The following is a 25,845-nucleotide window of genomic DNA, read 5'->3' on the forward strand; positions in this document are numbered from 1 at the left end:
GACGTTAAAACATCGCCCTATGACGGAAAATTCAGATCGTGACGATGATTTTGCCGATGGTCTTGCGGCTGGCCAACAGATCATAGCCCTCGGGCAGGCGCTCAAGCGGCAGGGTGGCGCCGACATGCGGATGCAACCTGCCCGCGTCATACATCGCCAGCAGTTCGGTCAGGCTGTCGCGCAGCGAGGCAGGTTTCAGGCTGCGATAGCCGCCCCAGTAAAAGCCGTGAATGGCGATGTTCTTGACCAGCGCATGGTTCAGCGGCAGGCGCGGCGGCCGTCCTGCGGCAAAGCCGATGACCAGAAAGCGCCCGCCGCGATTCAGCGCGCCAAAGGCGGCCTCGCCGGGGGCATCGCCAACCGGATCATAGACCACATCGACGCCGCCCGCCTGCCGCAGCGCGGCCTTCAGATCGGGGCAGGTGTCGCTGTCGATGCACAGATCGGCCCCGGCATCGCGCGCGGCGGCCAGCCGGTCCGCGCCGCGCGCGACGGCGATGACCCGCGCCCCCAGCGCCGCGCCGATTTCCACCGCCGTCAGCCCGACACCGCCCGCAGCCCCCAGCACCGCCAGCGTCTCGCCGGGTTGCAGCGCCGCCCGCCGGGTCAGGGCAAGATGGCTGGTGCCATAGGCGATGGCAAAGCCTGCGGCGGCCTCATGGCTCATGCTGTCGGGGATCGGCAGGCAGGCATCGGCGGGGAAGATATTGCTTTGCGCCATGGTGCCCTGCGCCTGCACCAGCACCCGCGCGCCGGGGCGCAGGCCGGACGTTTCGCCCGCAGCAAGAACCACGCCCGAGCCCTCCATTCCCGGGATGAAGGGACGCGGAGGCGTGTCCTGATAACTGCCTTGAAGCATCAGCAGATCTGCAAAATTCAGCGCGGCGGCATGCAGCCTGACCAGCACTTCGCCGCGTTGCGGCATGCCGGGGTCATGCTCGCCCATCGCGGGCGAAACTGCCTTTTCAGACAACCTCATCACTTTCGGGTATTCAGGCATCATCCCCCCTGTCATATATGATTTCAGCAACGCTCGGGGCGTGTTTGTCCGGGTTGTCCGCCTGACCGTCAGAGACCTTGTCTTTTTCGTCAAGTGGGCAGTTTGAAGCTCGAAAGTTGCGTTTTGTTGGTGTAGCGCACGTTTGGATTGAGTGAGGTGTTAACATGAAGCATAACGTCGACGTTCATGTCGGGAAACGGATCCGTCATCGCCGCTGGATGATCGGCATGACGCAGCAGCAACTGGCCGAAAAGGTCGGCATCAAGTTCCAGCAGATCCAGAAATACGAAACCGGCATGAACCGGGTTTCCGCCTCGCGGCTTTGGGACATCGCGCGCGCTGTCGATGTGCCGGTCAGCTTCTTCTTCGAGGGTCTGGAAGACGGTCAGGTTCATGACGCGGTCGAAGGCGATATTCTGGCCGACAAGGAAGCGCTGCAACTGGTGCGCGCCTATTACGCCATGCCCGAGGCGCAGCGTCGCCAGATCTTTGAACTGGCCCGGGTGCTGTCGGACGCGGCCTGAGCTTGGCCGCGCCAGCAAACGACTTTCTCTTTCGGATCTTCCCGGCTAAGTCTGACCGCGATTGATGATTGCGGGGGCAGGCATGGACCGGGATCTTGAACAGGGCCGGGGTCGCACGGGAACCGTGATATCGGCGGAAACCGCCAGCGATATCATGCAGACGGCCCATCTTCTGGCGGATGCGGCGCGCGGTGAAACCCTGCGCCTGTTCCGCAGCCCCGAACTTCGCCCCGACAACAAGGCCGCGCAGGGCTTCGACCCCGTGACCGAGGCCGACCGCGCCAGTGAGCGTGCGATGCGCGCCATTCTGGCCCGGCGCCGCCCGCAGGATGCCATTCTGGGCGAGGAATATGGCGCCACCCCCGGCAGCAGCGGCCTGACATGGGTTCTGGACCCGATCGACGGCACGCGCGCCTTCATGGCCGGTGCGCCCAGCTGGGGCGTGCTGATCGGCGTCGCAGGTGACAGCGGCCCGGTCTATGGCATCGTCGATCAGCCGCATCTGGGTGAACGCTTCGAGGGCGGCTTCGGCATCGCCCGGCTGACCGGGCGCGAGGCGCAGACGCCGCTGGCCTGCCGCACGGGCGTCGATCTGGCGCAGGCCACGCTGATGACCACCTATCCCGAGGTCGGCACTGCCGACGAGCTTGCGGCATTTACCCGCGTTGCGCGGCAGGTGCGGCTGACGCGCTATGGGCTGGACTGCTATGCCTATGCGCTGCTGGCGGCGGGCCATGTCGATCTGGTGATCGAAGCCGGGCTGCAAAGCTATGACGTGATGGCGCCGATCGCCGTGGTGCAGGCCGCGGGCGGGGTGGTCACTGACTGGAAAGGCGGCGCGGCGCATGGCGGTGGGCAAATTGTCGCGGCAGCGTCGCCTGCGCTTCATGCACAGGCTTTGGAATTGCTGGCAGGATCGTAGCCGTGTAATTGAGACCGCCCACGACCCGGCGTAAGCTGCGGTCCAAGAACGATTGCCCGTCCGGAAGGAGCCAGCCATGACCGATCCGCGTGATGCCGAACTCGAAACCTCTGCGGACAAGTCGCAACTGGACGACCATGATCGCGAGGTGATCGGCCGCGCCATCGAAGAGGGCAACGGCCCGCGTCTGGACGCGCTGCTGGCCCCGGTCCATGCCGCCGACATCGCCGACCTGATCGAGCAGATGACGCCGCAGCGGCGCAAGCAGTTCCTTGAGCTTTATTCCGGCGAGATCGACGGCGACATCCTGTCCGAGATCGACGAATCCATCCGCGAAGAGGTCGTCGAACAACTGCCCCCCGAGGTGCTGGCCGAAGCCGTGCGCGAGATGGACAGCGACGATGTCGTTGACCTTCTGGAAGACCTTGAGGAACCCGAACAGCAGGCCATCCTTGCCGCGCTGGACGAAAGCGACCGTGCCGCCGTCGAACAGTCGATGACCTATCCCGAATATTCGGCCGGTCGTCTGATGCAGTCCGAGGTGGTGACCGCGCCCGAACACTGGACCGTGGGCGAAACCATCGACTTTCTGCGGCAGGAAGACTGGCTGCCCGACCAGTTCTATCACGTCGTGCTGGTCGATCCGCGCCGCAGGCCTCTGGGTTACGTCACGCTGGGCAAGTTGCTGGCCTCGCGCCGCGACACGCCGCTGCGCGACATCGCCGAGGACAGCTTCCGCACCATCTCGGCCCGGCAGGACGAAGGCGATGTGGCCTTTGCCTTCAACAAGTATCACCTGATCTCGGCGCCGGTGGTCGACGATCACGACCGGCTGGTCGGGATCATCACCATCGACGACGCCATGGCGGTGCTGGACGAAGAGCATGAGGAAGACTTCCTGCGCATGGCCCGCGTCTCGGACGAAAGCCATGTCTCGGACGGGCCGCTGCAGACCGCCAAGCAGCGTTTGCCATGGCTGGTCATCAACCTGTTCACCGCCTCGCTGTCGGCGCTGGTCATCTCGCGATTCGAGGCCACGCTGTCGGCGCTGGTCATTCTGGCCGCGCTGATGCCCATCGTCGCCTCGACCGGCGGGATCGCGGGCACGCAATCGCTGGCCGTGGCCGTCCGGGCGCTGGCCACGCGCGAACTGACGCTGTCGAATGCCCGCCGCGTGGTGCTGCGCGAACTGTTCGCCGGACTTCTGAACGGGCTTGGGCTGGCGGTGATCCTGACGCTGGCGGGGGTGTTCATCCTTGGGCAGCCGATGATCGGCGTCGTGCTGGGGCTGGCGATGATCGCCAACCAGATCGTGGCTGCCATGGGGGGCGTGCTGGTGCCCCTGACGCTGAACCGCATGGGGCTTGATCCGGCGCTGGCCTCGGGGACGTTTGTCACCACGATGACCGACATGATGGGCTTTTTCGCCTTTCTGGGGCTGGCCTCATGGATCCTGATCTGAAATCCGCGCTGCGCAGGCAGGCGCTGGCCGCGCGCGGGCAGGGCGGCGACGATGCCGCGCTGACCCGGCATCTGACCGATCTGCTTTCCGGCCATCGCGGCAAGGTGCTGGCCGGTTATTGGCCGATGCGCGATGAGGCCGACCCGCGCGATGCCATGGCCGCGCATGAGGGGCCGGTCTGCCTGCCGGTGGTGCTGGGTCCGGCGCGTCCGCTGATCTTTCGCCGCTATGACGGCGTCCTGGAGGGCGGAAGCTTCGGCACCAGCCATCCGCCCGCCGATGCGCCCGAACTGGTGCCGCAGGTGCTGATCGTGCCCTTGGCGGGGTTTGACCGCGACGGCAACCGGCTGGGCTATGGCGGCGGCTTTTATGACCGCACCTTGCAGGCCCTGCGCCGCAAAGGCGGCATCACGGCGATCGGATTCGCCTATGCCGTGCAAGAGATTCGGGCAATTCCCGCCGAGATCACCGATCAGCCGCTGGATTTTCTGGTGACGGACCAGGAAATTCTGGATCTGGGCACAAAAAATCCACGCTAGCCGCGCAGGGAACGAAGCCCCAACATCCGGCGCGGATCGCGGTGGACAAGCCTGTGGAAAACAGGTGAACGGAAGATCGGAAACCGGCCATATGCCTTGCGTTTCCCGGCACGGCTGAAAATTCACCGTTATTAACAGATGGGACAGCGCGAATCTGTAGGGCGCGGTGCAACAGCGCCCTGTCAACAGCGCGACCGGCAAAGCCCTGAAAATTTTAGCGTTGAATCATGGGCGGACGCGCGGCAATTTGTGTTCAGTCCGCGACGCTCCACCAAATCTTGTATTTCTGCGGATAGGTAGCTGCGTCGCCAAAAACATAAATGACATCGGCATGATCGGCGGATTGCAGCGCTTTGGCCATGGGCTTTGGGGCGCGGATGCCGTGTGGCCGAACAGCAGGGGAACCGGGGCAATGCGCATCGAACGACGCTTCACGACCACCGAGGGCGGCGCTTATGGCGATATCGGCTTTGCGCGGACGGCCAGCGAGATCCGCAATCCCGATGGCAGCATCGTGTTTCAGAACGATGCCGTGGAAATCCCGCAGGGCTGGTCGCAGGTCGCCTCGGATGTGATCGCGCAGAAGTATTTCCGCCGGGCAGGCGTTCCGGCGCGGCTGAAGCGGGTCAAGGAAAAGGGCGTGCCCGAATTCCTGTGGCGCTCGGTCGCCGATCACGAGGCGCTTGCGGGGTTGCCCGAGGATCAGCGGTTCGGCGCGGAAAGCTCGGCCCGGCAGGTGTTCGACCGACTGGCGGGTGCCTGGACCTATTGGGGCTGGAAGGGTGAGTATTTTTCGAACGAAGAAGACGCCCGCGCCTATTTCGATGAGATGCGCTTCATGCTGGCCCGTCAGATGGGCGCGCCGAACAGCCCGCAATGGTTCAATACCGGCCTGCATTGGGCTTATGGCATCGACGGGCCGTCGCAGGGGCATTTCTATGTCGATCACAAGTCGGGCAAGCTGGTGCGTTCGGACAGCGCCTATGAGCATCCGCAGCCGCATGCCTGTTTCATCCAGTCGGTGTCCGACGATCTGGTGAACGAAGGCGGCATCATGGATCTGTGGCTGCGCGAGGCGCGGCTGTTCAAATACGGCTCGGGAACGGGCACCAATTTTTCGTCCCTTCGTGGAGAGGGCGAGAAACTGTCGGGCGGCGGCAGATCTTCGGGGCTGATGGGCTTTCTGAAGATCGGAGACCGGGCAGCCGGCGCGATCAAATCGGGCGGAACGACCCGACGCGCGGCAAAGATGGTGATCTGCGACATGGATCACCCCGACATCGAGCAGTTCATCAACTGGAAGGTCATCGAAGAACAGAAGGTCGCCTCGCTGGTGGCTGGTTCCAAGATGCACGAACGGAAGCTGAACGAGATCTTCGCCGCGATCCGGCAATGGGACGGGGAGGCTGATGCGGCCACCGATCCCGCCCGGAACGCGGCGTTGACATCGGCCATCCGGGCGGCAAAACGCAGCATGATCCCCGAGACCTATGTCAACCGGGTTCTGCAATATGCCTGTCAGGGCTTTGATTCGATTGAGTTCCCGACCTATGATACCGATTGGGACTCGCAGGCCTATTCCTCGGTTTCGGGGCAGAATTCCAACAATTCGGTGCGGGTGACGGATGCGTTCCTGCGCGCGGTGCGTGCGGATGCGGATTGGGAATTGCTGCGCCGCACCGATGGCGGCATCGCCAAGACTGTCAGCGCGCGCGATCTGTGGGACCAGATCGGCCATGCCGCATGGGCCTGTGCCGATCCGGGCATCCAGTTCCACGACACGGTGAACGCCTGGCATACCTGCCCGGCGGACGGGCCGATCCGGGGCAGCAATCCGTGCAGCGAATACATGTTTCTGGACGATACGGCCTGCAATCTGGCCTCGATGAACCTGCTGAGCTTCTGGGACGGGGCGGGGTTCGATGCCGATGCCTATGTCCATGCCAGCCGGCTTTGGACCGTCACGCTGGAGATCAGCGTGCTGATGGCGCAGTTCCCCTCGAAAGAGATTGCGCAGCGCAGCTATGATTTCCGCACGCTGGGGCTGGGCTATGCCAATATCGGCGGTCTGCTGATGAATATGGGGCTGGGCTATGACAGCGCAGCCGGCCGGGCGCTGTGCGGCGCGTTGACGGCGATCATGACCGGCGTGGCCTATGCCACCTCGGCCGAGATGGCGGCGAAGCTGGGGGCGTTTCCCGGCTATCGCCGCAACGCCGATCAGATGCTGCGCGTCATCCGCAACCACCGTGCCGCCGCGCATGGCACCGGGGCCTATGACGGGGTGAATGTGCGCCCGGTCGATCTGGATGCCGCGAACTGCCCCGATCCGCGGCTTGTCGCGCTGGCGCAGGGCGCATGGGACGAGGCGCTGTCGCTGGGCGAAGAACACGGCTTCCGCAATGCCCAGACCAGCGTCATCGCGCCCACCGGCACCATCGGGCTGGTGATGGATTGCGACACCACGGGGATCGAGCCGGATTTCGCGCTGGTCAAGTTCAAGAAGCTGGCGGGCGGCGGGTATTTCAAGATCATCAACCGCTCGGTTCCGGCGGCGCTGGCCGGGCTGGGCTATGGTCCCGCCCAGATCGAGGAGATCATCGCCTATGCCGTGGGCCATGCCAGTCTTGGCAATTGCCCCGCCATCAACCCCGCCAGTCTGATCGGTCACGGCTTCGGCCCGCGCGAGCTGGAAAAGATCGAGGCCGCGCTGCCGCAGGCGTTCGACATCCGCTTTGTCTTCAACCAATGGACGCTGGGGCAGGATTTCTGCCGCGAGACGCTGGGCATCCCCGAAGGCAAGCTGCTGGATCCGACCTTCGATCTGCTGCGCCATCTGGGCTTTACCAAGGCGCAGATCGACGCCGCCAACGATCATGTCTGCGGCACGATGACGCTGGAGGGCGCGCCGCATCTGCTGGCCGCGCATTATCCGGTCTTTGACTGCGCCAATGCCTGCGGCAAGCAAGGCACGCGCTATCTGTCGGTCGAAAGCCATATCCGCATGATGGCGGCGGCGCAGAGCTTCATTTCCGGTGCGATCTCGAAGACGATCAACATGCCCGCCAGCGCCACGATCGCCGATGCGCTGGCCGCCTATGAGCTGTCATGGTCGCTGGGGATCAAGGCCAATGCGCTGTATCGCGACGGCTCGAAACTGTCGCAACCTCTGGCCTCGGCGCTGGTCGAGGATGACGAGGCGGCCGAGGAGATCCTTGCCACCGGCAACGGCGCCGAAAAGGTCGCGGTCATCGCCGAGAAGATCGTCGAAAAGATCATCGTCAAAGAGGCCGTGCGCAGCCATCGCGAAAAGCTGCCGCAGCGCCGCAAGGGCTATACCCAGAAGGCCATCGTCGGCGGGCACAAGGTCTATCTGCGCACCGGCGAATACGACAATGGCAGTCTGGGCGAGATCTTCATCGACATGCACAAGGAAGGTGCGGGCTTCCGGGCGATGATGAACAATTTCGCCATCGCCGTCTCGGTCGGTCTGCAATATGGCGTGCCGCTGGACGAATTCGTCGATGCCTTCACCTTCACCCGGTTCGAGCCTGCGGGCATGGTGCAGGGCAATGACAGCATCAAGAATGCGACCTCGGTGCTGGACTATATCTTCCGCGAACTGGCCGTCAGCTATCTGGACCGCACCGATCTGGCGCATGTCGCGCCGCAGGGCGCGCGATTCGGCGATATGGGCGGGGGCGAGGCCGAGGGACAGCCGAATGTCGCTCCGGTCAGCAATGCGGGCTCACGCTCGCTGGAGATGCTGAAGCAGATCAGTTCGACCGGCTATCTGAGGAAGCGCCTGCCGCAGGATCTGATGGTGCTGCAAAGCTCGGTCACGGCGATTGCCACGGCCCAGCCCGGTGCGGCGGATCTGCGGGCGAAAGCGCGGATGCAGGGCTATGAGGGCGATCCCTGCGGCGAATGCGGCAATTACACGCTGGTCCGTAACGGCACCTGCATGAAGTGCAACACCTGCGGCGGCACCAGCGGCTGCAGCTGATCGCGGCCCCGCCAGGCGGAGTTCACAGGCAGCGGGTCTTCGCAGGAAGGCCCGTTGTCTGACTTTGCATCAATCGCCTCTGCATTCGGCAAACCGCCCGAAACCTGGCCTTGCGGCAGGGGCCTTGTGGCGGCTTGACGCCCCTGCCGTGGCAAGTCACGATCAGTTCATTCCTTGCGAGCGTGGTTCATTTGCAACGGCCTTAGAAATCCCCTTCAACATGAACATATTGCCAGCGTGGCCCTTGACCCACCGGCAGCGAAGGAGACCATCCAGATGAAGAACTTGTCCCCCCGTTATTTCCTGACCGCCTCGGGGCTGGCAATCGCGATTGCCGCATCATCGGCGGCGATTGCGCAGGCTCCCGCGACGCAGGATCCGCAGGAAGCCGCCAACAACAACCAGCCGCTGGTCGCGCCTGAAAATCAGGCCCGGCGCGAGCAGGTGATGCCCGAGACATTTGCCGATCTGGTCGAACAGGTCAGCCCGGCCGTCGTGAACATCACCACCACCTCGACCGTATCCTCGCCTCTGGCGGGCGGTTTGCAGATCCCCGAAGGCAGCCCCTTCAGCGATCTGTTCCGCGAATTCGGTTTCCCCGGCATGCCGCAGGGGCCGGACGGGCAGCAGATGCCCTTTGGTCGTGGCGGCCCGCAGGCCGAACAGCGCTCGAACGCACTGGGATCGGGCTTCGTCGTGTCGGCGGATGGGCTGATCGTCACCAACAACCACGTCATCGACGGGGCCGATGCCATCGAGATCGAGTTCTTCTCGGGCAAGAAGCTGCCGGCGAAAGTGGTGGGCAAGGACGAAAAGACCGATATCGCCGTGCTGCGCGTCGAAAGCCCCGATCCTCTGCCTTTCGTCAAGTTCGGCGACAGCGACAATTCCCGCGTCGGCGACTGGGTGCTGGCCCTGGGCAACCCGCTGGGGCAGGGCTTCTCGGCCTCGACCGGGATCGTCTCGGCGCGCAACCGGGCGCTGTCGGGCACCTATGACGATTTCATCCAGACCGATGCGGCGATCAACCGCGGCAACTCGGGCGGGCCGCTGTTCAACATGGATGGCGAGGTGATCGGCGTGAACACCGCGATCCTGTCGCCCAATGGCGGCTCGATCGGGATCGGCTTCTCGATGGCGTCGAATGTCGTCGGCAAGGTCGTCGAGCAGCTTGAGGAATTCGGCGAAACCCGCCGTGGCTGGCTGGGCGTCAAGATCCAGCCCGTCAGCGACGATATCGCCGAAAGCCTTGGCCTTGCCAGTGCCGAAGGCGCGATGGTCACCGATGTGCCCGAGGGCCCGGCGCTGGATGCCGGGATGAAGGCGGGCGATGTCATCACCAATTTCGCCGGGGGCGAGGTCAAGGATCCGCGCGATCTGGTGCGCCGCGTGGCCGATGCGCCCGTGGGCGAGGCCGTGGACGTGACCGTTCAGCGCGAGGGCAAGCCCGTCGATCTGAAGATCACGCTGGGCCGTCGCGAACTGGCCGAAGGCAGCGGCGCCAATGCCAGCGACCAGAACGGCGAGGCGACCGAGGACAGCAGCTCGGAAATCATGGGCATGAATGTCGTGCCGCTGACCCCCGAGATTGCCGGTGAACTTGGCGTGTCGCGCGACATGCAGGGTCTGGTCGTGCAGCAGGTCGCCCCCGAGGGTGCCGCTGCCGACAAGGGCCTGAGCGCGGGCGATGTCATCACCGAGGCGGGCCAGCAGCCCGTGACCACGCTGGCCGAGCTGGAAGCCCGCATCAAGGACGCCCGCGATGCCGGGCGCAAGTCGATCCTGATGATGGTGCGCCGCGCGGGCGAGCCGCGCTTCGTCGCGCTGCCGGTGCAGTAAGGGCGAACGCAAAAGGGCCGGGTGCGATTCCCGGCCCTTTCGGACATGCAAGAAAGGGGCGCGGTCAGCGCCCCTTTTTCGTTATTGCTGCGGGGCTGCCGGAGCAGCGGGGGCTGCCGGGGCCGCAGGCGCGGCTGCGGGCGCTGCGGTGGGTGCGACCGGGGTCGCTTCCGGCAGATCCTTGTTGGCCGCGACCAGCGCGTCGATCCCTGCGGTGATGCCGCTGAGCGACATGGTCAGGCGCACGGGTTGGTTGTTCGGCGCGCCGAAGGGCAGCAGGCTGACGGTGGCGCTTTTTCCGCGCTTCATATTGCCCAGCTCGGCTTCGGTCAGGCCGATCCGCGACACGCAGCCGACCGGCGCGCACAGCATGAAGGGATAACGGCGGGCCTGATTCTGGTCGATCTGCAGCTGCATCCCGGCCTGAAGGTCGGTTTCCAGCGGCGCCACGATCGTCACCACGGCCGAAACCTCACCACCGCTCATCGGCAGGATCGAGGTTTCCGCGACCGAAGCGCCCTGCGCGTCTTTCAGAAGCTGGTAAAGCTCGCACGGGTCGTTGTTGTCCGGCGTCTTCATGCAGCGCAGCGTCCAGTCGCCATGCGTCGATTTCACATAGGTCTGACCGGGCTGCGGCTCGCCATTGGCGGGGGCGGTGGTGCCGGGGGCCGCGTCGGCGGCAGCGGCCGGAGCCGTGGGGGCCGGGGCGGCAGGGGCCGGGGCCTCGGCGGCGGGCGCTTCTGCGGGCGCGGCGGGGGCCGGGGTTTCCTGCGCCAGTGCCATGCCGGGGCCGGCAATTGCAAAGATGGCGGCAATCAGGGAAGCAGACGTCCGAATGGCCATGGTTCTTTCCTTTGGTCCAGGTTGTCCGGGCGGTGGTAGCACGCGCCCCGCGCCTTGTCAGGGGCGATCCCCCGCCAAACTGTCAACTTTGTGTTTCCTTGCCGTGTGATAGGCGTAGGAAAGGCGAAAGCCCGCTTGGGCGCGATGTCGCGTCCCGGTCCGCCCGGCAGATCGTGCGGCCTGAAACAAGGAACCCGGAACGCGTCGCCGCATCCCGGGTTCCCTTTTTTACCTTCCCTGCCGGACTGGCCGGTCGTCATTGCCTGGGAAGCTAGAATGCGCCGAGACGCACGTCAACTGTTCGAATCGTCAGGTTTTGTCATCGTGGCGTCATATTTCCTGCCATGAAAAAAGCCGCGCCCGCAGGCGCGGCAGTCCGTCAGGGAGGATGCGGCGGGATTACTGCTGTCCGCGCGCGCAGCTCCAGACTGGCACATTTCTGTTTGCAGAGTATTGTCCAAAGGTATTGCCTTGTTTTTTCGTAACTCAGCCAAGAGGGTAGCATGGCCGAAATCGTCGATCTGGATGCCGGAACGGTCTTTGTCGGTGGCGGCGGGGGGGATTACGCCCTGCCTCAGAACCTGCTGCTGAAATACGCCAACCGCCACGGGCTGATCGCGGGCGCGACGGGCACCGGCAAGACGGTGACGCTGCAGACGCTGGCCGAATCCTTTTCCAAGGCCGGGGTGCCGGTCTTCATGTCCGATGTGAAGGGCGATCTGGCGGGCATTGCCAAGGCGGGCGATCCCGATGGCCCGCTGAAAGAGCCGTTCGAGAAACGCGCGGCGCAGATCGGCATCTCGCTGGATTATCAGGCCTTTCCCGTGACCTTCTGGGATATCTGGGGTGAACGCGGCCATCCCGTGCGGACCACCCCGGCCGAGATGGGGCCGCTGCTGCTGTCGCGGCTGATGAATCTGACCGATGTCCAGGAGGGCGTGCTGAACATCGCGTTCCGCGTCGCCGATGAGGAGGGGCTGGCGCTGCTGGACATGAAGGACCTGCAAGCGATGCTGGTCTGGGTTGGTCAGAACGCCAAGGATCTGTCGCTGAAATACGGCAATGTCTCGACGGCCTCGGTCGGGGCGATCCAGCGGGCGCTGATGGTGCTGGAAAACGAAGGCGGCAATCTGCTGTTTGGCGAACCGGCGCTGGAACTGTCGGACATGATGCGGCTGGATGCCTCGGGCAAGGGGATGGTGAATATCCTGTCGGCTGAAAAGCTGATGAACTCGCCGCGGCTTTACGCGACTTTCCTGCTGTGGCTGATGTCGGAACTGTTCGAGCAACTGCCCGAGGTGGGCGATCCGGACAAGCCGCGCATCGCGTTTTTCTTTGATGAGGCGCATCTGCTGTTCGCGGGCGCCCCTCCGGCGCTGGTCGACAAGATCGAACAGGTGGCGCGGCTGATCCGGTCCAAGGGTGTCAGCATCTGGTTCATCAGCCAGAACCCGGCGGATCTGCCGGAATCGGTGCTGGGCCAGTTGGGCAACCGGGTGCAGCACGCCTTGCGCGCCTTTACCGCCAAGGATCAGAAGGCGCTGCGGCTGGCGGCGCAGAACTATCGCAGCAATCCCGATTTCGACATTGCCGAAGCGATTCAGGCCGTTGGCACGGGCGAGGCCGTCACCTCGCTTCTGGAGGCCAAGGGCGTGCCGGGGATCGCACAGCGCACGCTGATCCGCCCGCCTTTGGCGCAGAACGGTCCGATCACCGATGCCGAGCGCGGCGCGATCATCGCGAATTCTCCGATGGGACTGAAATACGGCAAGACGCTGGACCGCGAATCTGCCTATGAGCTGCTGGCCAAGCGCGCCGATGCGGCTGCAGCGCAGGCCGCCAAGGCAGAGGCCCCGGCGCAGGATGATGATCTGTTCGCCATCCCGCGTGAACACGCGCGCGGCAGGCGTTACGATGCGGGGATCCAGATCCGCGACCCGGCCCCCGCGCCGCGGGAAAAGACAACGCGCCGGGCCTCAAGCAGCGACAGCATCGCCACCGCCTTCGGCAAAAGTCTGGCCCGGCAGATCGGCACCAAGACCGGGCAGGCGCTGGTCAGGGGCGTGCTTGGGTCGCTTTTGCGGGGTAAGTGACCGGCGCTGTCGCGCTGTCCAGCGTTTCGGCGATGATGGCGACCAGCAGCAGGATGTGGCGCTGCACGTCATAATCCGCCTCTGAGCCGCGCCGGGCCATGTCCAGACGCTGCTCCTCGGCGTGCAGGCGGGGCAGGGTGTGGCCGGGCAGCGGGATCTCGTCGCTTTTGAACAGGCGGCGCATGTCGCGCTTGCGGTTCCACGAGGACAGCCCCGCGCGGGCCGCCTGCACCAGCAGCCGGGGGCGGCGGAATTCCGGCCTTTGCGGGCGTGGCTGAAACTGAATCACGTTCGAATTTGTGGTCATGGCGTTTCTCCTGCCGATCGTTGCAGGAAGAATTTTGCACAACCGATGCGTGTGTTGCGTTGCGGCGTGCTGTTGCGCGCGCCCTAGCAAGGATTCTTTAGGAATTGTTAGCAAATATTGCCCAATCCACACCACAAGTCGGTCGGTTTGGCTGATGCTGACAACAACCCATCGGCGAGCGATTGTCGGCTCGCCTGCAGGAAATGAAGGAATGACGATGACCATTCAGACGGGAGATTTCGTCCTTGGTGCCATGCCGGCCGGATTGGCTGTCGGCATCGGGGCGCAGCCACAGGCGGATGCCGCACCGGCCTTGACGATCCCGCAATTTCCCGCCACCGCCGCCTTGCCCGTCCGGGCCGATGCCGCGCCGTCGTCGGACGGCGATATGGGGCTTTATCTGCGCCATGTCGAAGGCGGCGAGTCGATCCGGGCCCTGGCGCGCGAACTGGGTTGTCATGCCTCGACCATCCTGCGCCGCATCCGCCGGTTCGAGGCGCGGCGCGACGATCCGCTGATCGACCGCGCGGTGGAACGGGCCGCCGAACAGCCGCTGCCCGCCCATCCCGAAGCGCCCGCTGCCATGGCCACCGCGCCGGGGCGCAGCGGCATGCGCCAGATCGCCCGCATCCTGCGGCGTCTGGCCGAACCGGGCGCGCAGATGGTGGTGGCCGAGGGCATGGACAAGGCCATCGTCGTGCGCGACGAAATTCGCACCGCCATTCTGGATCGCGAACTGGCCGAACATATGGCGGTGCGGACTTGGGTGCAGCTTGTCGGGCAGGGCCGCATCAACCGCTATACCATCTCATCGCAGGGCCGCACCGCGCTGCGCGGGCTGCTGGCGGCGCGGCGTTCGGGGCCATTGCCGGGGCAGGGTGATTTCGCACAGGCCGAGCCTGTCGATGCCCCCGAGGTCGTCGCGGGCATGGCTGAGGAAGCCGCGCTTTTCGATCACGCCGATCAGCACCGGATCTGGGAAGATCGTCACATCACCGACCCCGAGGACGGCACCCGCCGCCGCACCCGCGTCAATATCGCCGAAAGCCCGCTGATGATGCTGGCCCGCCGCCGCGAGCCGGATGGCAGCCTGTTTCTGGCCGCCGAAATGGTCAGCGCCGGTGAACGGCTGCGCGAGGATTTCGAACTGGCGCAGATGGGCCCGCGCGTCACGCAGAACTGGGACCGTTTCCTGACCGCCGGGGCCGATGTGTCGCGCGGCGGGGCGGGCTATGGCGGCGGTTCGGAAAGCGCCCGCAACCGGGTGGCTGCGGCCTTGCGCGAACTGGGGCCGGGCATGGGCGACATGTGCCTGCGGGTCTGCTGCTTTCTGGAAGGGATCGAGATGACCGAGCGGCGGCTGGGCTGGTCGGCGCGGTCCGGCAAGATCGTCCTGCGGCTGGCGCTGATGCGTCTGGACCGGCATTACCGCGAGACCTATGGCTCGGGGTCGCCGCTGATCGGCTGAGCTTACCGCACAGGGGAAAAGCAAAAGGGCGCCCGTTCGGGCGCCCTTGCCGTATCCGGCTCAGGCCGTGTCAGGCTGCGACGTTGGCCTTGGCCTTCAGCCATGCCATGACGTTTTCCGGCGAGGTTTCGCTATAGGGATCGTCGCCGCAATCGTCGCAGCGGCCCGGCTCTTCGAACCATGCCTCGATCACGCCGTCATTGACGATGGCGGCATAGCGCCAGCTGCGCGCGCCGAAGCCCAGATTGTCCTTGCGCACCAGCATGCCGATCTTGTCGGTGAATTCGCCCGAGCCGTCGGGGATCACGGTGACATTGGCGAGGTTCTGCGATTTCGCCCATTGGTTCATGACGAAGCTGTCATTGACCGACATGCAATAGATCGCGTCGATCCCCAGCCCGGTCATCTCGGCAAAGGCCTTTTCAAAGCCGGGCAGCTGGTAGGTCGAGCAGGTGGGCGTGAACGCCCCCGGCAGCGAGAACAGCACCACGCGCTTGCCGGCGAAATAGTCTTCGCTGGTCACGTCCTGCCAACGATAGGGGTTGGGGCCTTCGATGGATTCGTCGCGCACGCGGGTGCGGAAGGTCACTTGCGGCAGTTTGTTGCCAATCTTCATGTGAATCTCCTTGTGCAGCCTTGCCCGCAGGCGGTCCCACGAGCGGCAGTTCCGGCCTCCCCGCCCGCAACCTAGTGCCGCGGTGCAGAATGCGCAACGCTGCACGGCGGAAACTTCCTGTCAGATGCGATGGAACCCGCTGAACGGGCGGCGAATTGTCAGATCGGCACATGACCCGTCGGTCTGGCCGCGCGCGTCTATCCATGGAAAAGGACTAATGGACAGCATTTACGCCCTGATGCAGGACCCCGCCGCGTGGGTCGCGTTGGCCACGCTGGTGGTGATGGAGGTCGTGCTTGGCATCGACAACCTGATTTTCATCTCGATTCTGACGAACAAGCTGCCGCAGGGGCAGCGTGAGCGCGCCCGGCGCATCGGCATCGGCCTTGCGCTGGTCATGCGGCTGGGCCTTCTGGCCACGGTGGCCTGGATCGTGCGCCTGACCGAGCCGGTCATCACCATTTTGGGCAATGAGCTGTCTTGGAAAGACATCATCCTGATTCTGGGCGGGCTGTTTCTGGTCTGGAAGGCCACGAAAGAGATCCACCACCATGTCGATCCCGATGACCACGAAGACATCATGATCGGCGCGGCCACCGCGACCTTTGGCGGCGTCATCGCGCAGATCCTTGTGCTGGATCTGGTGTTTTCGATCGACAGCATCATCACCGCCGTCGGCATGACGCCGCATGTGCCGATCATGGTCGTCGCCGTAGTCGCCGCCGTCACCGTGATGCTGCTGGCCGCGAACCCTCTGGCGAATTTCATCGAGAAGAACCCGACCATCGTCATGCTGGCGCTGTCCTTCCTGCTGCTGATCGGAACCACGCTGATCGCGGAAGGCTTCGGCGTGCATGTGCCCAAGGGCTATATCTATGCAGCGATGGCGTTTTCGGCGCTGGTCGAGGGGCTGAACATGTGGGCCCGCAACGCAAGGAAGGCCAGCCGGGCGCAGGGCCATTGAGACCCTTTCCCGGCGCGGGCCGGTGGCCCGCATGACACAGCACGAAAGGCGGGGGCGATCCCTGCCTTTTGCATGTGGCCGTGGCGTTGCGTTCCGCTGGCCGAGGGTCTATCTGTGAGAGAACCGCGACCGAAAGGACCAAGACCTTGCGCGATCTTCGGATGCCCGATCAACGCCATCCCGAAAAGGCCCATCGGCCCGATCAGGAACAGCCAAAGAAGCCCTCCTGGATCCGGGTGAAGGCGCCGACTTCGGAAGGCTACAAGCAGACCCGCGACATCATGCGCGAAAACCGCCTGTCCACCGTCTGCGAAGAAGCCGGCTGCCCCAATGTCGGCGAATGCTGGTCGCAGGGCCACGCCACCATGATGATCATGGGCGAGATCTGCACCCGCGGCTGCACCTTCTGCAATGTCGCCACCGGCAAGCCCAATGCGCTGGACGTGTTCGAGCCGGGCCGCGTCGCCCATGCCGTGCAGAAGCTGGGACTGAACCATGTCGTCATCACCTCGGTCGACCGCGACGATCTGGACGATGGCGGGGCCGAGCATTTCGCCCAGACCATCCGCGCCATCCGCCACCGCTCGCCCTCATCGACCATCGAGGTGCTGACGCCCGATTTTCTGAAATCGAAGCCCGGCGCGCTGGAGATCGTGGTCGAGGCACGGCCGGACGTGTTCAACCACAATCTGGAAACCGTGCCGCATCTTTACCCGACCGTCCGGCCCGGCGCGCGCTATTTCCATTCGCTGCGGCTGTTGCAGAAGGTCAAGGAACTGGACCCGGCCATGTTCACCAAATCGGGGATCATGGTGGGGCTGGGTGAGGATCGCGGTTCGGTGCTGCAGGTCATGGACGACATGCGCGCCGCCGATATCGACTTCATGACGATCGGCCAGTATCTGCAGCCGACGCCGAAGCATCACCGGGTCGACCGCTTCGTCACCCCGGAGGAATTCGCGGGCTATGAAAAATCGGCCTATGGCAAGGGCTTCCTGATGGTTTCGGCCACGCCGCTGACCCGGTCGTCCTATCACGCCGGTGACGATTTCGCGCAACTGCGCGACGCAAGGCTGAAGAAACTGGGGCGGGCCTGATCGGCCCCCTTGCAAAGTCCCGCGTCTCGCCTTAGGCGGAAGACGCGATGCCCGAGTGACGGAATGGTAGACGTAGCGGATTCAAAATCCGCCGCCGCAAGGCATGTCGGTTCGAGTCCGACCTCGGGTACCAAGATTGACCATGTGCCGCGTGCAGCGGCATGGGTCGCGCTGCTTCAATCACTCGATTTGCAGGGTCCGTTTCTTGTCCGAACCCATTATGGGAATTTGCCGCTTTTCGTATCTGGGTCGGGGCGACTGGGGCGCCTATAAGGGCACCGCGCTGGATTCGCCGGAGCAAGAGGCCGCCCGCCAGCGCGTCGCCTCCGAGCTTTATCTGCCAGATCGGCTGGAGCAGCGCTTCCAGAGTTTCGAGACCCTGACGCTGCCCTCGATCGCGGCGCAGACCGACCGGGATTTCGATTTTCTTGTCCTGACCTCGCCCGAACTGCCCGCGCCGTTGCGGGCGCGGTTGCAGCGGCTTTGCGACAGCGTGCCGCGCGTTCGGCTGCTGGTCTCGGATGCGACCGATGTCGGGCGGGCGCTGGAGCCGGTTCTGGACACCGCAGGCCCGCTGCTGCAATTCCGGCTGGATGACGACGATTGCCTGACCGTGCATTACATCGCCCATCTGCGCCGGGCGGCGGCGGCGATGCGCGATCACCCGCATTTCGCCTTTTCCCTGCCGCGCGCGCTGCTGGTCACGCAATATGGTGCGGGCGCGCAGCGATACGAGGTGATGAAGCCCTTTCACGGCGCGGGCGTCGCGGCACGTCTGCCTGACCGCAAACCGATCTTTGCCTATGGCCATTATGCTTTAGCGCGCCGGTTCCCGTCCTTGTCGGATCCCACGGTGCATGGATCGCTGCAGACCAAGACGGCGGGGCACGATTCGAAAGAGGTGCGGTCCGGCAGCGGCATCGACGACATCGCCGATGCGCGGTTCGCCAGCGTGCTGCAGCGCGAATTTCCGTTTCTGGATCAGGCGACGCGGCTGCGGCTATCGGCATGATGCGCCGATCACGCGGGCGTGATCGGTGTGGCGCGAAAGCACGGAACCACCGGGCGCGCCGGGCGTTTTTCCTGTGATCGCAAGACGATCCTGAAACACGGAAAGGAACGCGTAATGAATTGGGATATCATCGAAGGCAAATGGAACCAGGTCAAAGGCTCGGTCAAGGAAAAATGGGGCGACCTGACCGATGACGAGCTGACCGAGGTGGGCGGCAAGCGCGACAAGCTGGCCGGCAAGCTGCAGGAAAAATACGGCTGGACCAAAGAAGAAGCAGAACGCAAAGTCGACGACTTTTTCCACGATAAAGTTTGAAGTTTTGCGATCTTGCCTGCCATTAATGGGCAGGTAATCGCCTTCAGCCTATACATGGGCCCTCGGCTGTTGCCGGGGGCCATTGTCATTGCGCAGGATCAGGGAACAGAGTGGGAACCAAGAAGCCATTGAACATGCGGATCGCCCTTCTTATCTTGTCTGAGAGCAGGGGACTTGCGCTGCCTATTCCGGGGCCATGTCTCTTGGCGAGAAAGGACTGATTCCATGAACGAATTCGCCCATCAGACCCATCCTGTCCTGCCGCTGCGGGACATCGTGGTCTTTCCGCACATGATCGTGCCGCTTTTCGTGGGTCGCGAGAAATCCGTTCGGGCCCTTGAAGCGGTGATGGAGCAGGATCGCCCGATTCTGCTTGCGGCGCAAAAGGATGCTGCGGTGGATGAGCCTGCCGATGACGGGATTTTCCGCACCGGCGTGCTGGCCAATGTTCTGCAATTGCTGAAATTGCCCGATGGCACCGTGAAGGTGCTGGTCGAGGGCAAGGCGCGCGTGCAGATCACCGGCTTCATCGCCAATGAGAACTATTTCGAGGCAAGCTGCGACGCCCTGACCGAGGAAGACGGCGATTCTGACACGCGCGCCGCGCTGACCCGCGCCGTGGCCGAAGAGTTCGAGCGCTATGTGAAAGTGCGCAAGAACATCCCCGAAGAGGTGGTTTCGGCCGTCGCCGAAGCCCGTGAGCCTGCCCGCTTGGCCGATCTGGTCAGCGGCCATCTGGGCATCTCGCTAGACAAGAAACAGGAACTGCTTGAGACGCTGAACACGGCCGAGCGGCTGGAAAAGGTCTATGGCCTGATGCAGGGCGAAATGTCGGTCCTGCAGGTCGAGAAGAAGATCAAGTCCCGCGTCAAGACGCAGATGGAGAAGACCCAGCGCGAATACTATCTGAATGAGCAGATGAAGGCCATTCAGAAGGAGTTGGGCGATGGTGAGGACGGCAGCAACGAACTGACCGAGCTTGAGGAAAAGATCGCCTCGACCAAGTTCAGCAAGGAAGCCCGTGAAAAGGCCGATGCCGAGCTGAAAAAGCTGAAATCCATGTCGCCGATGTCCGCCGAGGCCACGGTGTCGCGCAACTATCTGGACTGGCTGCTGGCTTTGCCGTGGGGCGTCAAGTCGCGCACCCGCAAGGATCTGGGCCGGGCCGAACAGGTGCTGGATGCGGATCACTATGGTCTGGACAAGGTCAAGGAACGCATCGTCGAATATCTGGCGGTGCAGAACCGTTCGGCCAAGCTGAAAGGCCCGATCCTGTGCCTTGTCGGCCCTCCGGGTGTCGGCAAGACCTCGCTGGGCCGGTCCGTTGCGAAGGCCACGGGGCGCGAATTCATCCGCATCTCGCTGGGTGGGGTGCGCGACGAATCCGAGATCCGCGGCCACCGCCGGACCTATATCGGCTCGATGCCCGGCAAGATCATCCAAGCGCTGAAAAAGGCCAAGACCACCAATCCGCTGATTCTTCTCGATGAAATCGACAAGATGGGGCAGGATTTCCGGGGTGACCCGGCCAGTGCGATGCTGGAGGTGCTGGATCCGGAACAGAACGCGACCTTCGTCGACCACTATCTTGAGGTGGAATACGATCTGTCGAACGTGATGTTCGTGACCACGGCCAACAGCTACAATATGCCGGGCCCGCTTCTGGACCGGATGGAGTTCATTCCGCTGGCCGGCTATACCGAGGATGAGAAACGCGAAATCGCGCGTCATCACCTGCTGCCCAAGCAGATCACCGCCAATGGTCTGCGCAAGGGGGAATTCTCGATCAGCGACGACGCGCTGACCCATGTGATCCGCTATTACACCCGCGAAGCCGGTGTGCGGTCGCTGGAGCGTGAAATCGCCAAGCTGGCCCGCAAGGCGGTGACCGAGATCCTGAAGGGCAAGCTGACCTCGGTCGCCGTCGATGAGGCCAAGGCCGAGGAATATCTGGGCGTGCGCCGCTATCGCTATGGTCTGGCCGAAAAGGACGATCAGATCGGCGTGGTGACGGGTCTGGCCTGGACGCAGGTCGGCGGCGATCTGCTGCAGATCGAAGCGCTGAAGCTGCCGGGCAAGGGCCGCATGAAGACGACCGGTAAACTGGGCGATGTCATGAAGGAATCGATCGATGCCGCGTCGTCCTTCGTGCGCTCGATCAGCCCGGAAATCGGCGTGAAGCCCACCAAGTTCGAGACCGTGGACATCCACGTTCACGTTCCCGAAGGTGCGACGCCCAAGGATGGGCCCTCGGCGGGTCTGGCCATGGTGACCTCGATCGTGTCGGTTCTGACGCAGATTCCGGTGCGCAAGGATGTCGCAATGACCGGCGAAGTGACCCTGCGCGGCAACGCGCTGGCGATTGGCGGGCTGAAGGAAAAGCTTCTGGCGGCGCTGCGCGGCGGCATCAAGACGGTTCTGATCCCCGCCGATAACGAAAAGGATCTGGCCGATATCCCGGCCAATGTGAAGGAAGGGCTGAAGATCATTCCGGTCAGCCATGTGCGCGAGGTTCTGCGTCACGCGCTGGTCAGGATGCCCGATGCCATCGAATGGGACGAGGCCGCGGAAGAAGCGGCCGAGGCCAGCAGACTGGCCGCAGCCCGGGATCAGGGCAGCGGGGGCACCAAGATCGCCCATTAAGGCAATTGAACCGCGCGGAGCATCTCCGCGCGGTTCTTTTTAATCGGTATACTGCGTTCAACATATGCAGGAGGTTACATGGCAACACATGGCCATGAGGAGGAATTGCACCGCAATCGCCCGCAAAAAATGGCGGATGACACCAATGAAAGCGATCCGGGCACGGCGCGGGTCCTGCAGAAACGGCAGTTTCTGGCACGGATTGCCCAGCGGACCGGGATGCGAAATGCCCAGATCAAAGAGATCGTCGAAGCAACCCTTGCCGAGCTTGGCGATGCCATGGCCGCCGGTCAGACGCTGGCCCTGCCGCCTTTGGGTCGCGCCCGCATCAACCGGCAACGCGATGTGTCCGGGGCCGAGGTGATCGTATTGCGGCTGCGTCGCCGCAATGCCGACATTGCCTCGGGCAATGATGATGAGGATTGAGGCGCACCGATATTTTGCCTCTTGCAGGTCGGCGGCGCTGTCGCTATCTAGCGCGGACCGGGCGATTAGCTCAGCGGTAGAGCGCTTCGTTCACATCGAAGATGTCAGCGGTTCAAATCCGTTATCGCCCACCATGATTACGTTGAAAAGCCTCGGTTAAGTCCGGGGCTTTCTTCGTTTTGCGAAGCGCGCGCCGGTGCGCGGAACCCAAGGCGCGGACCGGGCAGGGCACCGTCCCGGTTTATCGCAACAGCCCAAGGCACATGCCGAACGTCAAAGCTGGTCGTCGCGACCACGCCGCGCACGGCAAGCAGATATGCCGCGCGATGGTGTCGGCGGATGCGTCCCAGCGTCATATCGCAACGGCCAAGCCCCCCGCGCTCCGGTCAAAGCGCATCTGCGCAAGGTCCTTGAAAACGTCACGCCCCCGCCGCCCCGCAAGCCATGTCCTGTTCCAGACAGCCCAAGTCGCAAATGACACATGGCCCCGGCGCCGACTGCGTTAGCCTTGAACTCTGTCCGTCCCCGTGGCGGGCATTTCGACGCGCGGTGGAGGCCGCGCTTGGCAGCGACGATCAAGGAGGGAAGATCGGATGAGCAGCAACAGAGGCGTGGTCTATATCGGTCCCGGCAAGGTCGAGGTCCAGAATATCGCCGATCCCGGCCTGCACGCGCCGGATGGCCGCAAGATCGAACATGGCGTCATCCTGAAGGTGATCTCGACGAATATCTGCGGCTCGGATCAGCATATGGTGCGTGGCCGCACGACGGCGGAACCCGGTCTGGTGCTGGGCCATGAAATTACTGGCGAGGTGATCGAGAAGGGCGCCGATGTTGAGATGCTGGACATCGGCGACATCGTATCTGTGCCCTTCAACGTCGCCTGCGGCCGCTGCCGCTGCTGCCGCGAAGGCGATACCGGCGTCTGTCTGACCGTCAATCCGGCGCGTGCGGGCGGGGCCTATGGCTATGTCGATATGGGCGGCTGGATCGGCGGGCAGGCGCGCTATGTCATGGTGCCGTATGCCGATTTCAATCTGCTGAAATTCCCGGATCGCGACCGCGCCATGTCGAAAATCCTCGATCTGACCATGCTGTCGGACATTCTGCCCACCGGCTTTCACGGCGCATGGAAGGCGGGCGTGGGCGTCGGCTCGATCGTCTATGTCGCGGGCGCGGGGCCGGTCGGTCTGGCGGCGGCGGCCTCGGCCCGCATCCTGGGCGCGGCGGTGGTGATGATCGGCGATTTCAACAAGGAACGGCTGGAACATGCCCGCAAGGTCGGCTTCGAGCCGGTCGATCTGTCCAAAGGCGACAACCTGCCCGAGATGATCGCCGAGATCACCGGCAGCCCCGAGGTCGATGCGGCCATCGACGCCGTGGGCTTCGAGGCGCGCGGCCATTCGGGCGGCGAACAGCCCGCCATCGTGCTGAACCAGATGATGCAGATCACCCGCGCGGCGGGCAATATCGGCATTCCCGGGCTTTACGTCACCGAAGATCCCGGCGCGGTCGATGATGCGGCGAAGCAGGGCAGCCTGTCGATGCGCTTTGGTTTGGGCTGGGCCAAGGCGCAATCGCTGCATACCGGACAGACGCCGGTGCTGAAATATAACCGGCAGTTGATGCAGGCCATTCTGCACGACCGCCTGCCCATCGCCGATATCGTGAATGCCACGATCATCCCGCTGGATCAGGCGGTCGCGGGCTATGCCAGCTTCGACGACGGCGTGGCCAAGAAATTCGTGCTGGATCCGCATGGCGGGCTGGCGGCCTGAGGCGGGCGACCGGGCCGGGCGGCGCGACACGCGCCCGGCCATTCTTTGCATCACCGCACGCGGACACGGGCTTGCCGATCCGCGCGCGAGTTTCTACCCTAGCGTCACGTTGCACAGGGAAGCGAACATGCTGAAAACACGCCTTTTGATCCTCGGACCGCTTTTTCTGGCCGCCTGCGCCGCGACGGCGGTGTCGGATGACTATGCCGAGGTGATCGCGCGTGCGACGCCGCCCAGCCCTGCCGTCAAGGCCGTGATCGTGACCGGCGCGCGCGAACTGATCTATAACCCGGCCTCGATCCGCAATGCCGAGATCTCCAATGTCGCGACCCTGCCCGGTGGCGGGCAGGGCGTCTGCGTGCGCGCCGACAGCAAGGATGTTTCGGGGCGCTATACCGGGGTCCACAGTCTTGGGATCCCGCTGCGGGATGGCAAGATCGCCGGTGGCAGCCTTGACCACCCGATCTGCGACCGCGCCGATGTGCATTGGCAGCCCTTCCCGGAACTGGAGGCACTGCCGGGCTGAGTCGGGGCGAAAAGCACGCCGCAACCGATGCCGGATGCGGCGTGCCTGCCTTGGATGGGATCGCGCGGCCGCGCGGCCGGGAATGCTGCGGGATCACTCGGCCGGGAATGCGGCGGGTTTTGCGCTGTCCTCAGCCTCGATCCGGGGCGAGGTCTTGTAATGCGTGGCATAGATCATCGCGCCCACGAAGGTCAGCCCGCCGACCAGATTGCCGATCACCGTCGGGATCTCGTTCCAGATCAGGTAATCCATGATGGTGAAGTTCCCGCCCAGCAGCAGCCCCGAGGGGAACAGGAACATGTTCACGATGGAATGTTCAAAGCCCATGTAGAAAAAGACCAGAATGGGCATCCACATCGCCATGATCTTGCCCGAGACGCTGGTCGACATCATCGCCGCGACGACACCCGTCGACACCATCCAGTTGCACATCACCGCCCGCACGAACAGCGTCAGCATCCCGCCCGCGCCATGGGCGGCATAGCCCAGCGTGCGGCCTTCGCCGATATGGCCGATCTGCTGGCCCACGGCATTCGGCTCGGTCGTCCAACCGAAGGTCACGATGATCGCCATGAACAGCGCAACGGTGAAGGCCCCGGCGAAGTTGCCCAGAAAGACCAGCCCCCAGTTGCGCCACAATCCGCGCATGGTGACGCCGCGCCGCTTGTCGATCAGCGCAAGCGGCACCAGCGTGAACACGCCGGTCAGCAGGTCGAAGCCCAAGAGATACAGCATGCAGAACCCGACCGGGAACAGCAGCGCGCCGATCAGCGGGTTGCCGGTATTGACGGTGACGGTCACGGCGAATGCCGCGGCCAGCGCAAGGATCGCGCCCGCCATATAGGCCCGGATCAGCGTATCCTTGGTAGACATGAAGACCTTGGCCTCGCCGGCGTCGATCATCTTCTTGGCGAAATCCGCCGGATTTACATAGGACATGGAGGTTCCTTCCTGTTGCGCAGCACCCGGACGTGGCCGGGGCGTTCGGCGGGGGTTACCAGTTCGAATAGGCCAGATATTTGCCGGACATGGTCAGCTTCACGCGGTCGCCCTTGGGGTTTTTCTCGCGTTCCAGATGCATCGAGAAGTCGATGGCCGACATGATGCCATTGCCGAATTCCTCATTGATCAGGGCCTTGATCGTCGGGCCATAGACGCCGACGATTTCGTAAAGCCGATACAGGCAGGGATCGGTCGGCACGGCCTGTTCCCAGACTTTCAGCGGGCTTTCGGTCAGAAGCGCCACGGCGCTGTCGGGCAGGCCAAGGATGCTGGCAAAGCTGCGGGCCTTGTCTTCGGGAAAGGCGTTCATGCCGGTAGCCGCTGAATGCAGCCAGACCGGCGACATGCCGATCAGTTCGGCCAGCGCCGCCCATGACAGGTCGGCGCGTTTCTTGGCGCGCAGGATCATCGCGGTCAGATCGTCGCGGGTCAGTTCGTCTATGGTCATCTTGTTCATGGCGTG

The 25,845-nt window shown here is 63.9% G+C and carries 22 protein-coding genes and 2 tRNA genes; 18 read left to right on the forward strand and 6 right to left on the reverse strand.

The annotated features are described in order from the left end of the window. Positions 1-31 precede the first annotated feature (31 nt). Positions 32-946, reverse strand: coding sequence for an NADPH:quinone oxidoreductase family protein (locus GL284_RS11080; protein WP_230383032.1), 915 nt, complete (start codon positions 944-946; stop codon positions 32-34). Positions 947-1,164: 218 nt separating this feature from the next. Here GL284_RS11080 and GL284_RS11085 point away from each other — a divergent pair, with 218 nt between their 5' ends. From GL284_RS11085 to GL284_RS11110, 6 genes are all read left to right on the forward strand, one after another. Continuing rightward, on the forward strand, positions 1,165-1,524 hold the full coding sequence (locus GL284_RS11085; protein WP_155044697.1) for a helix-turn-helix domain-containing protein: 360 nt from the start codon (positions 1,165-1,167) through the stop codon (positions 1,522-1,524). A gap of 82 nt (positions 1,525-1,606) precedes the next feature. After that, the gene (locus tag GL284_RS11090) at positions 1,607-2,446 is read left to right on the forward strand and encodes an inositol monophosphatase family protein (RefSeq protein WP_155044698.1); all 840 of its coding nucleotides are present in this window, start codon (positions 1,607-1,609) and stop codon (positions 2,444-2,446) included. Between the two features lie 76 nt (positions 2,447-2,522). After that, a complete protein-coding gene (gene mgtE / locus GL284_RS11095; protein ID WP_155044699.1) occupies positions 2,523-3,908 on the forward strand; it encodes a magnesium transporter in 1,386 nt (461 codons plus the stop codon). Beyond that, the gene (locus GL284_RS11100) at positions 3,893-4,447 is read left to right on the forward strand and encodes a 5-formyltetrahydrofolate cyclo-ligase (RefSeq protein ID WP_155044700.1); all 555 of its coding nucleotides are present in this window, start codon (positions 3,893-3,895) and stop codon (positions 4,445-4,447) included. The genes mgtE and GL284_RS11100 overlap by 16 nt, the downstream gene beginning before the upstream one ends. A 412-nt stretch (positions 4,448-4,859) precedes the next feature. Further along, positions 4,860-8,453, forward strand: coding sequence for a vitamin B12-dependent ribonucleotide reductase (locus GL284_RS11105; RefSeq protein WP_155044775.1), 3,594 nt, complete (start codon positions 4,860-4,862; stop codon positions 8,451-8,453). Positions 8,454-8,729: 276 nt separating this feature from the next. Beyond that, positions 8,730-10,292 (forward strand): DegQ family serine endoprotease, encoded by a 1,563-nt coding sequence (locus tag GL284_RS11110; protein ID WP_155044701.1) that lies wholly within the window; start codon positions 8,730-8,732, stop codon positions 10,290-10,292. An 81-nt stretch (positions 10,293-10,373) separates the two neighbouring features. Here GL284_RS11110 and GL284_RS11115 read toward each other — a convergent pair whose 3' ends face one another. Beyond that, positions 10,374-11,135: an invasion associated locus B family protein gene (locus tag GL284_RS11115; protein WP_155044702.1), complete on the reverse strand. Its 762-nt coding sequence runs from the start codon at positions 11,133-11,135 to the stop codon at positions 10,374-10,376. A gap of 503 nt (positions 11,136-11,638) precedes the next feature. Between GL284_RS11115 and GL284_RS11120 the strand changes: the two genes are divergently transcribed. Then, entirely contained in the window at positions 11,639-13,228 is a 1,590-nt protein-coding gene (locus tag GL284_RS11120; protein WP_155044703.1) for a helicase HerA-like domain-containing protein, read from the forward strand. On the opposite strand, the gene GL284_RS11125 is transcribed toward GL284_RS11120, so the two are convergent. Further along, on the reverse strand, positions 13,191-13,535 hold the full coding sequence (locus GL284_RS11125) for a DUF6477 family protein (RefSeq protein WP_155044704.1): 345 nt from the start codon (positions 13,533-13,535) through the stop codon (positions 13,191-13,193). The two genes, GL284_RS11120 and GL284_RS11125, sit on opposite strands and share 38 nt — an antisense overlap. Positions 13,536-13,746: 211 nt before the next feature. Here GL284_RS11125 and GL284_RS11130 point away from each other — a divergent pair, with 211 nt between their 5' ends. Further along, positions 13,747-15,003 carry a DUF6456 domain-containing protein gene (locus GL284_RS11130; RefSeq protein ID WP_155044705.1) on the forward strand — a complete coding sequence of 419 codons (1,257 nt, stop codon included), beginning with the start codon at positions 13,747-13,749 and terminating at the stop codon, positions 15,001-15,003. Positions 15,004-15,073: 70 nt separating this feature from the next. On the opposite strand, the gene GL284_RS11135 is transcribed toward GL284_RS11130, so the two are convergent. Further along, complete coding sequence (locus tag GL284_RS11135) at positions 15,074-15,619, reverse strand: peroxiredoxin (protein WP_155044706.1); 546 nt, start codon at positions 15,617-15,619, stop codon at positions 15,074-15,076. A gap of 217 nt (positions 15,620-15,836) precedes the next feature. On the opposite strand from GL284_RS11135, the gene GL284_RS11140 reads away from it, so the two are divergent. The 10 genes from GL284_RS11140 (at position 15,837) to GL284_RS11185 (ending at position 24,380) form a co-directional block, all read left to right on the forward strand. After that, positions 15,837-16,583, forward strand: coding sequence for a TerC family protein (locus GL284_RS11140; RefSeq protein ID WP_155044707.1), 747 nt, complete (start codon positions 15,837-15,839; stop codon positions 16,581-16,583). Positions 16,584-16,744: 161 nt separating this feature from the next. Continuing rightward, positions 16,745-17,680: a lipoyl synthase gene (gene lipA / locus GL284_RS11145; protein ID WP_155044776.1), complete on the forward strand. Its 936-nt coding sequence runs from the start codon at positions 16,745-16,747 to the stop codon at positions 17,678-17,680. Between the two features lie 49 nt (positions 17,681-17,729). Then, positions 17,730-17,813, forward strand: a tRNA-Leu gene (locus tag GL284_RS11150). Positions 17,814-17,885: 72 nt separating this feature from the next. Then, complete coding sequence (locus GL284_RS11155) at positions 17,886-18,692, forward strand: glycosyltransferase (protein ID WP_196216761.1); 807 nt, start codon at positions 17,886-17,888, stop codon at positions 18,690-18,692. A gap of 114 nt (positions 18,693-18,806) precedes the next feature. Further along, positions 18,807-19,007 (forward strand): CsbD family protein, encoded by a 201-nt coding sequence (locus tag GL284_RS11160; protein WP_155044709.1) that lies wholly within the window; start codon positions 18,807-18,809, stop codon positions 19,005-19,007. A 225-nt stretch (positions 19,008-19,232) separates the two neighbouring features. Beyond that, on the forward strand, positions 19,233-21,650 hold the full coding sequence (gene lon, locus GL284_RS11165) for an endopeptidase La (RefSeq protein WP_155044710.1): 2,418 nt from the start codon (positions 19,233-19,235) through the stop codon (positions 21,648-21,650). A gap of 78 nt (positions 21,651-21,728) precedes the next feature. Continuing rightward, positions 21,729-22,076 (forward strand): HU family DNA-binding protein, encoded by a 348-nt coding sequence (locus GL284_RS11170; RefSeq protein ID WP_230383031.1) that lies wholly within the window; start codon positions 21,729-21,731, stop codon positions 22,074-22,076. Between the two features lie 59 nt (positions 22,077-22,135). Then, a tRNA-Val gene (locus GL284_RS11175) sits at positions 22,136-22,210 on the forward strand. 459 nt (positions 22,211-22,669) lie between these two features. Beyond that, positions 22,670-23,854: a formaldehyde dehydrogenase, glutathione-independent gene (gene fdhA, locus GL284_RS11180; protein WP_155044711.1), complete on the forward strand. Its 1,185-nt coding sequence runs from the start codon at positions 22,670-22,672 to the stop codon at positions 23,852-23,854. A gap of 127 nt (positions 23,855-23,981) precedes the next feature. Further along, the gene (locus GL284_RS11185) at positions 23,982-24,380 is read left to right on the forward strand and encodes a hypothetical protein (protein WP_196216760.1); all 399 of its coding nucleotides are present in this window, start codon (positions 23,982-23,984) and stop codon (positions 24,378-24,380) included. A 93-nt stretch (positions 24,381-24,473) separates the two neighbouring features. Here GL284_RS11185 and GL284_RS11190 read toward each other — a convergent pair whose 3' ends face one another. Together GL284_RS11190 and cynS are read right to left on the reverse strand one after the other, a co-directional pair. Beyond that, on the reverse strand, positions 24,474-25,319 hold the full coding sequence (locus GL284_RS11190; RefSeq protein WP_155044712.1) for a formate/nitrite transporter family protein: 846 nt from the start codon (positions 25,317-25,319) through the stop codon (positions 24,474-24,476). A gap of 55 nt (positions 25,320-25,374) precedes the next feature. Beyond that, a complete protein-coding gene (gene cynS, locus GL284_RS11195; RefSeq protein ID WP_155044713.1) occupies positions 25,375-25,839 on the reverse strand; it encodes a cyanase in 465 nt (154 codons plus the stop codon). Between the last annotated feature and the right edge of the window lie 6 nt (positions 25,840-25,845).

It is taken from the genome of Paracoccus shanxieyensis (assembly GCF_009711265.1).
GTDB lineage: Bacteria > Pseudomonadota > Alphaproteobacteria > Rhodobacterales > Rhodobacteraceae > Paracoccus > Paracoccus shanxieyensis.

Coding starts and splice junctions, on each gene's coding strand:
- GL284_RS11160 (WP_155044709.1), top strand. CDS start 18,807: ATGAATTGGGATATCATCGAAGGCAAATGGAACCAGGTCAAAGGCTCG.
- lipA (WP_155044776.1), top strand. CDS start 16,745: ATGCCCGATCAACGCCATCCCGAAAAGGCCCATCGGCCCGATCAGGAA.
- cynS (WP_155044713.1), bottom strand. CDS start 25,839: ATGAACAAGATGACCATAGACGAACTGACCCGCGACGATCTGACCGCG.
- fdhA (WP_155044711.1), top strand. CDS start 22,670: ATGAGCAGCAACAGAGGCGTGGTCTATATCGGTCCCGGCAAGGTCGAG.
- GL284_RS11090 (WP_155044698.1), top strand. CDS start 1,607: ATGGACCGGGATCTTGAACAGGGCCGGGGTCGCACGGGAACCGTGATA.
- GL284_RS11135 (WP_155044706.1), bottom strand. CDS start 15,619: ATGAAGATTGGCAACAAACTGCCGCAAGTGACCTTCCGCACCCGCGTG.
- GL284_RS11115 (WP_155044702.1), bottom strand. CDS start 11,135: ATGGCCATTCGGACGTCTGCTTCCCTGATTGCCGCCATCTTTGCAATT.
- mgtE (WP_155044699.1), top strand. CDS start 2,523: ATGACCGATCCGCGTGATGCCGAACTCGAAACCTCTGCGGACAAGTCG.
- GL284_RS11080 (WP_230383032.1), bottom strand. CDS start 946: ATGGGCGAGCATGACCCCGGCATGCCGCAACGCGGCGAAGTGCTGGTC.
- GL284_RS11125 (WP_155044704.1), bottom strand. CDS start 13,535: ATGACCACAAATTCGAACGTGATTCAGTTTCAGCCACGCCCGCAAAGG.
- lon (WP_155044710.1), top strand. CDS start 19,233: ATGAACGAATTCGCCCATCAGACCCATCCTGTCCTGCCGCTGCGGGAC.
- GL284_RS11170 (WP_230383031.1), top strand. CDS start 21,729: ATGGCAACACATGGCCATGAGGAGGAATTGCACCGCAATCGCCCGCAA.
- GL284_RS11140 (WP_155044707.1), top strand. CDS start 15,837: ATGGACAGCATTTACGCCCTGATGCAGGACCCCGCCGCGTGGGTCGCG.
- GL284_RS11100 (WP_155044700.1), top strand. CDS start 3,893: ATGGATCCTGATCTGAAATCCGCGCTGCGCAGGCAGGCGCTGGCCGCG.
- GL284_RS11185 (WP_196216760.1), top strand. CDS start 23,982: ATGCTGAAAACACGCCTTTTGATCCTCGGACCGCTTTTTCTGGCCGCC.
- GL284_RS11130 (WP_155044705.1), top strand. CDS start 13,747: ATGACGATGACCATTCAGACGGGAGATTTCGTCCTTGGTGCCATGCCG.
- GL284_RS11110 (WP_155044701.1), top strand. CDS start 8,730: ATGAAGAACTTGTCCCCCCGTTATTTCCTGACCGCCTCGGGGCTGGCA.
- GL284_RS11105 (WP_155044775.1), top strand. CDS start 4,860: ATGCGCATCGAACGACGCTTCACGACCACCGAGGGCGGCGCTTATGGC.
- GL284_RS11120 (WP_155044703.1), top strand. CDS start 11,639: ATGGCCGAAATCGTCGATCTGGATGCCGGAACGGTCTTTGTCGGTGGC.
- GL284_RS11085 (WP_155044697.1), top strand. CDS start 1,165: ATGAAGCATAACGTCGACGTTCATGTCGGGAAACGGATCCGTCATCGC.
- GL284_RS11190 (WP_155044712.1), bottom strand. CDS start 25,319: ATGTCCTATGTAAATCCGGCGGATTTCGCCAAGAAGATGATCGACGCC.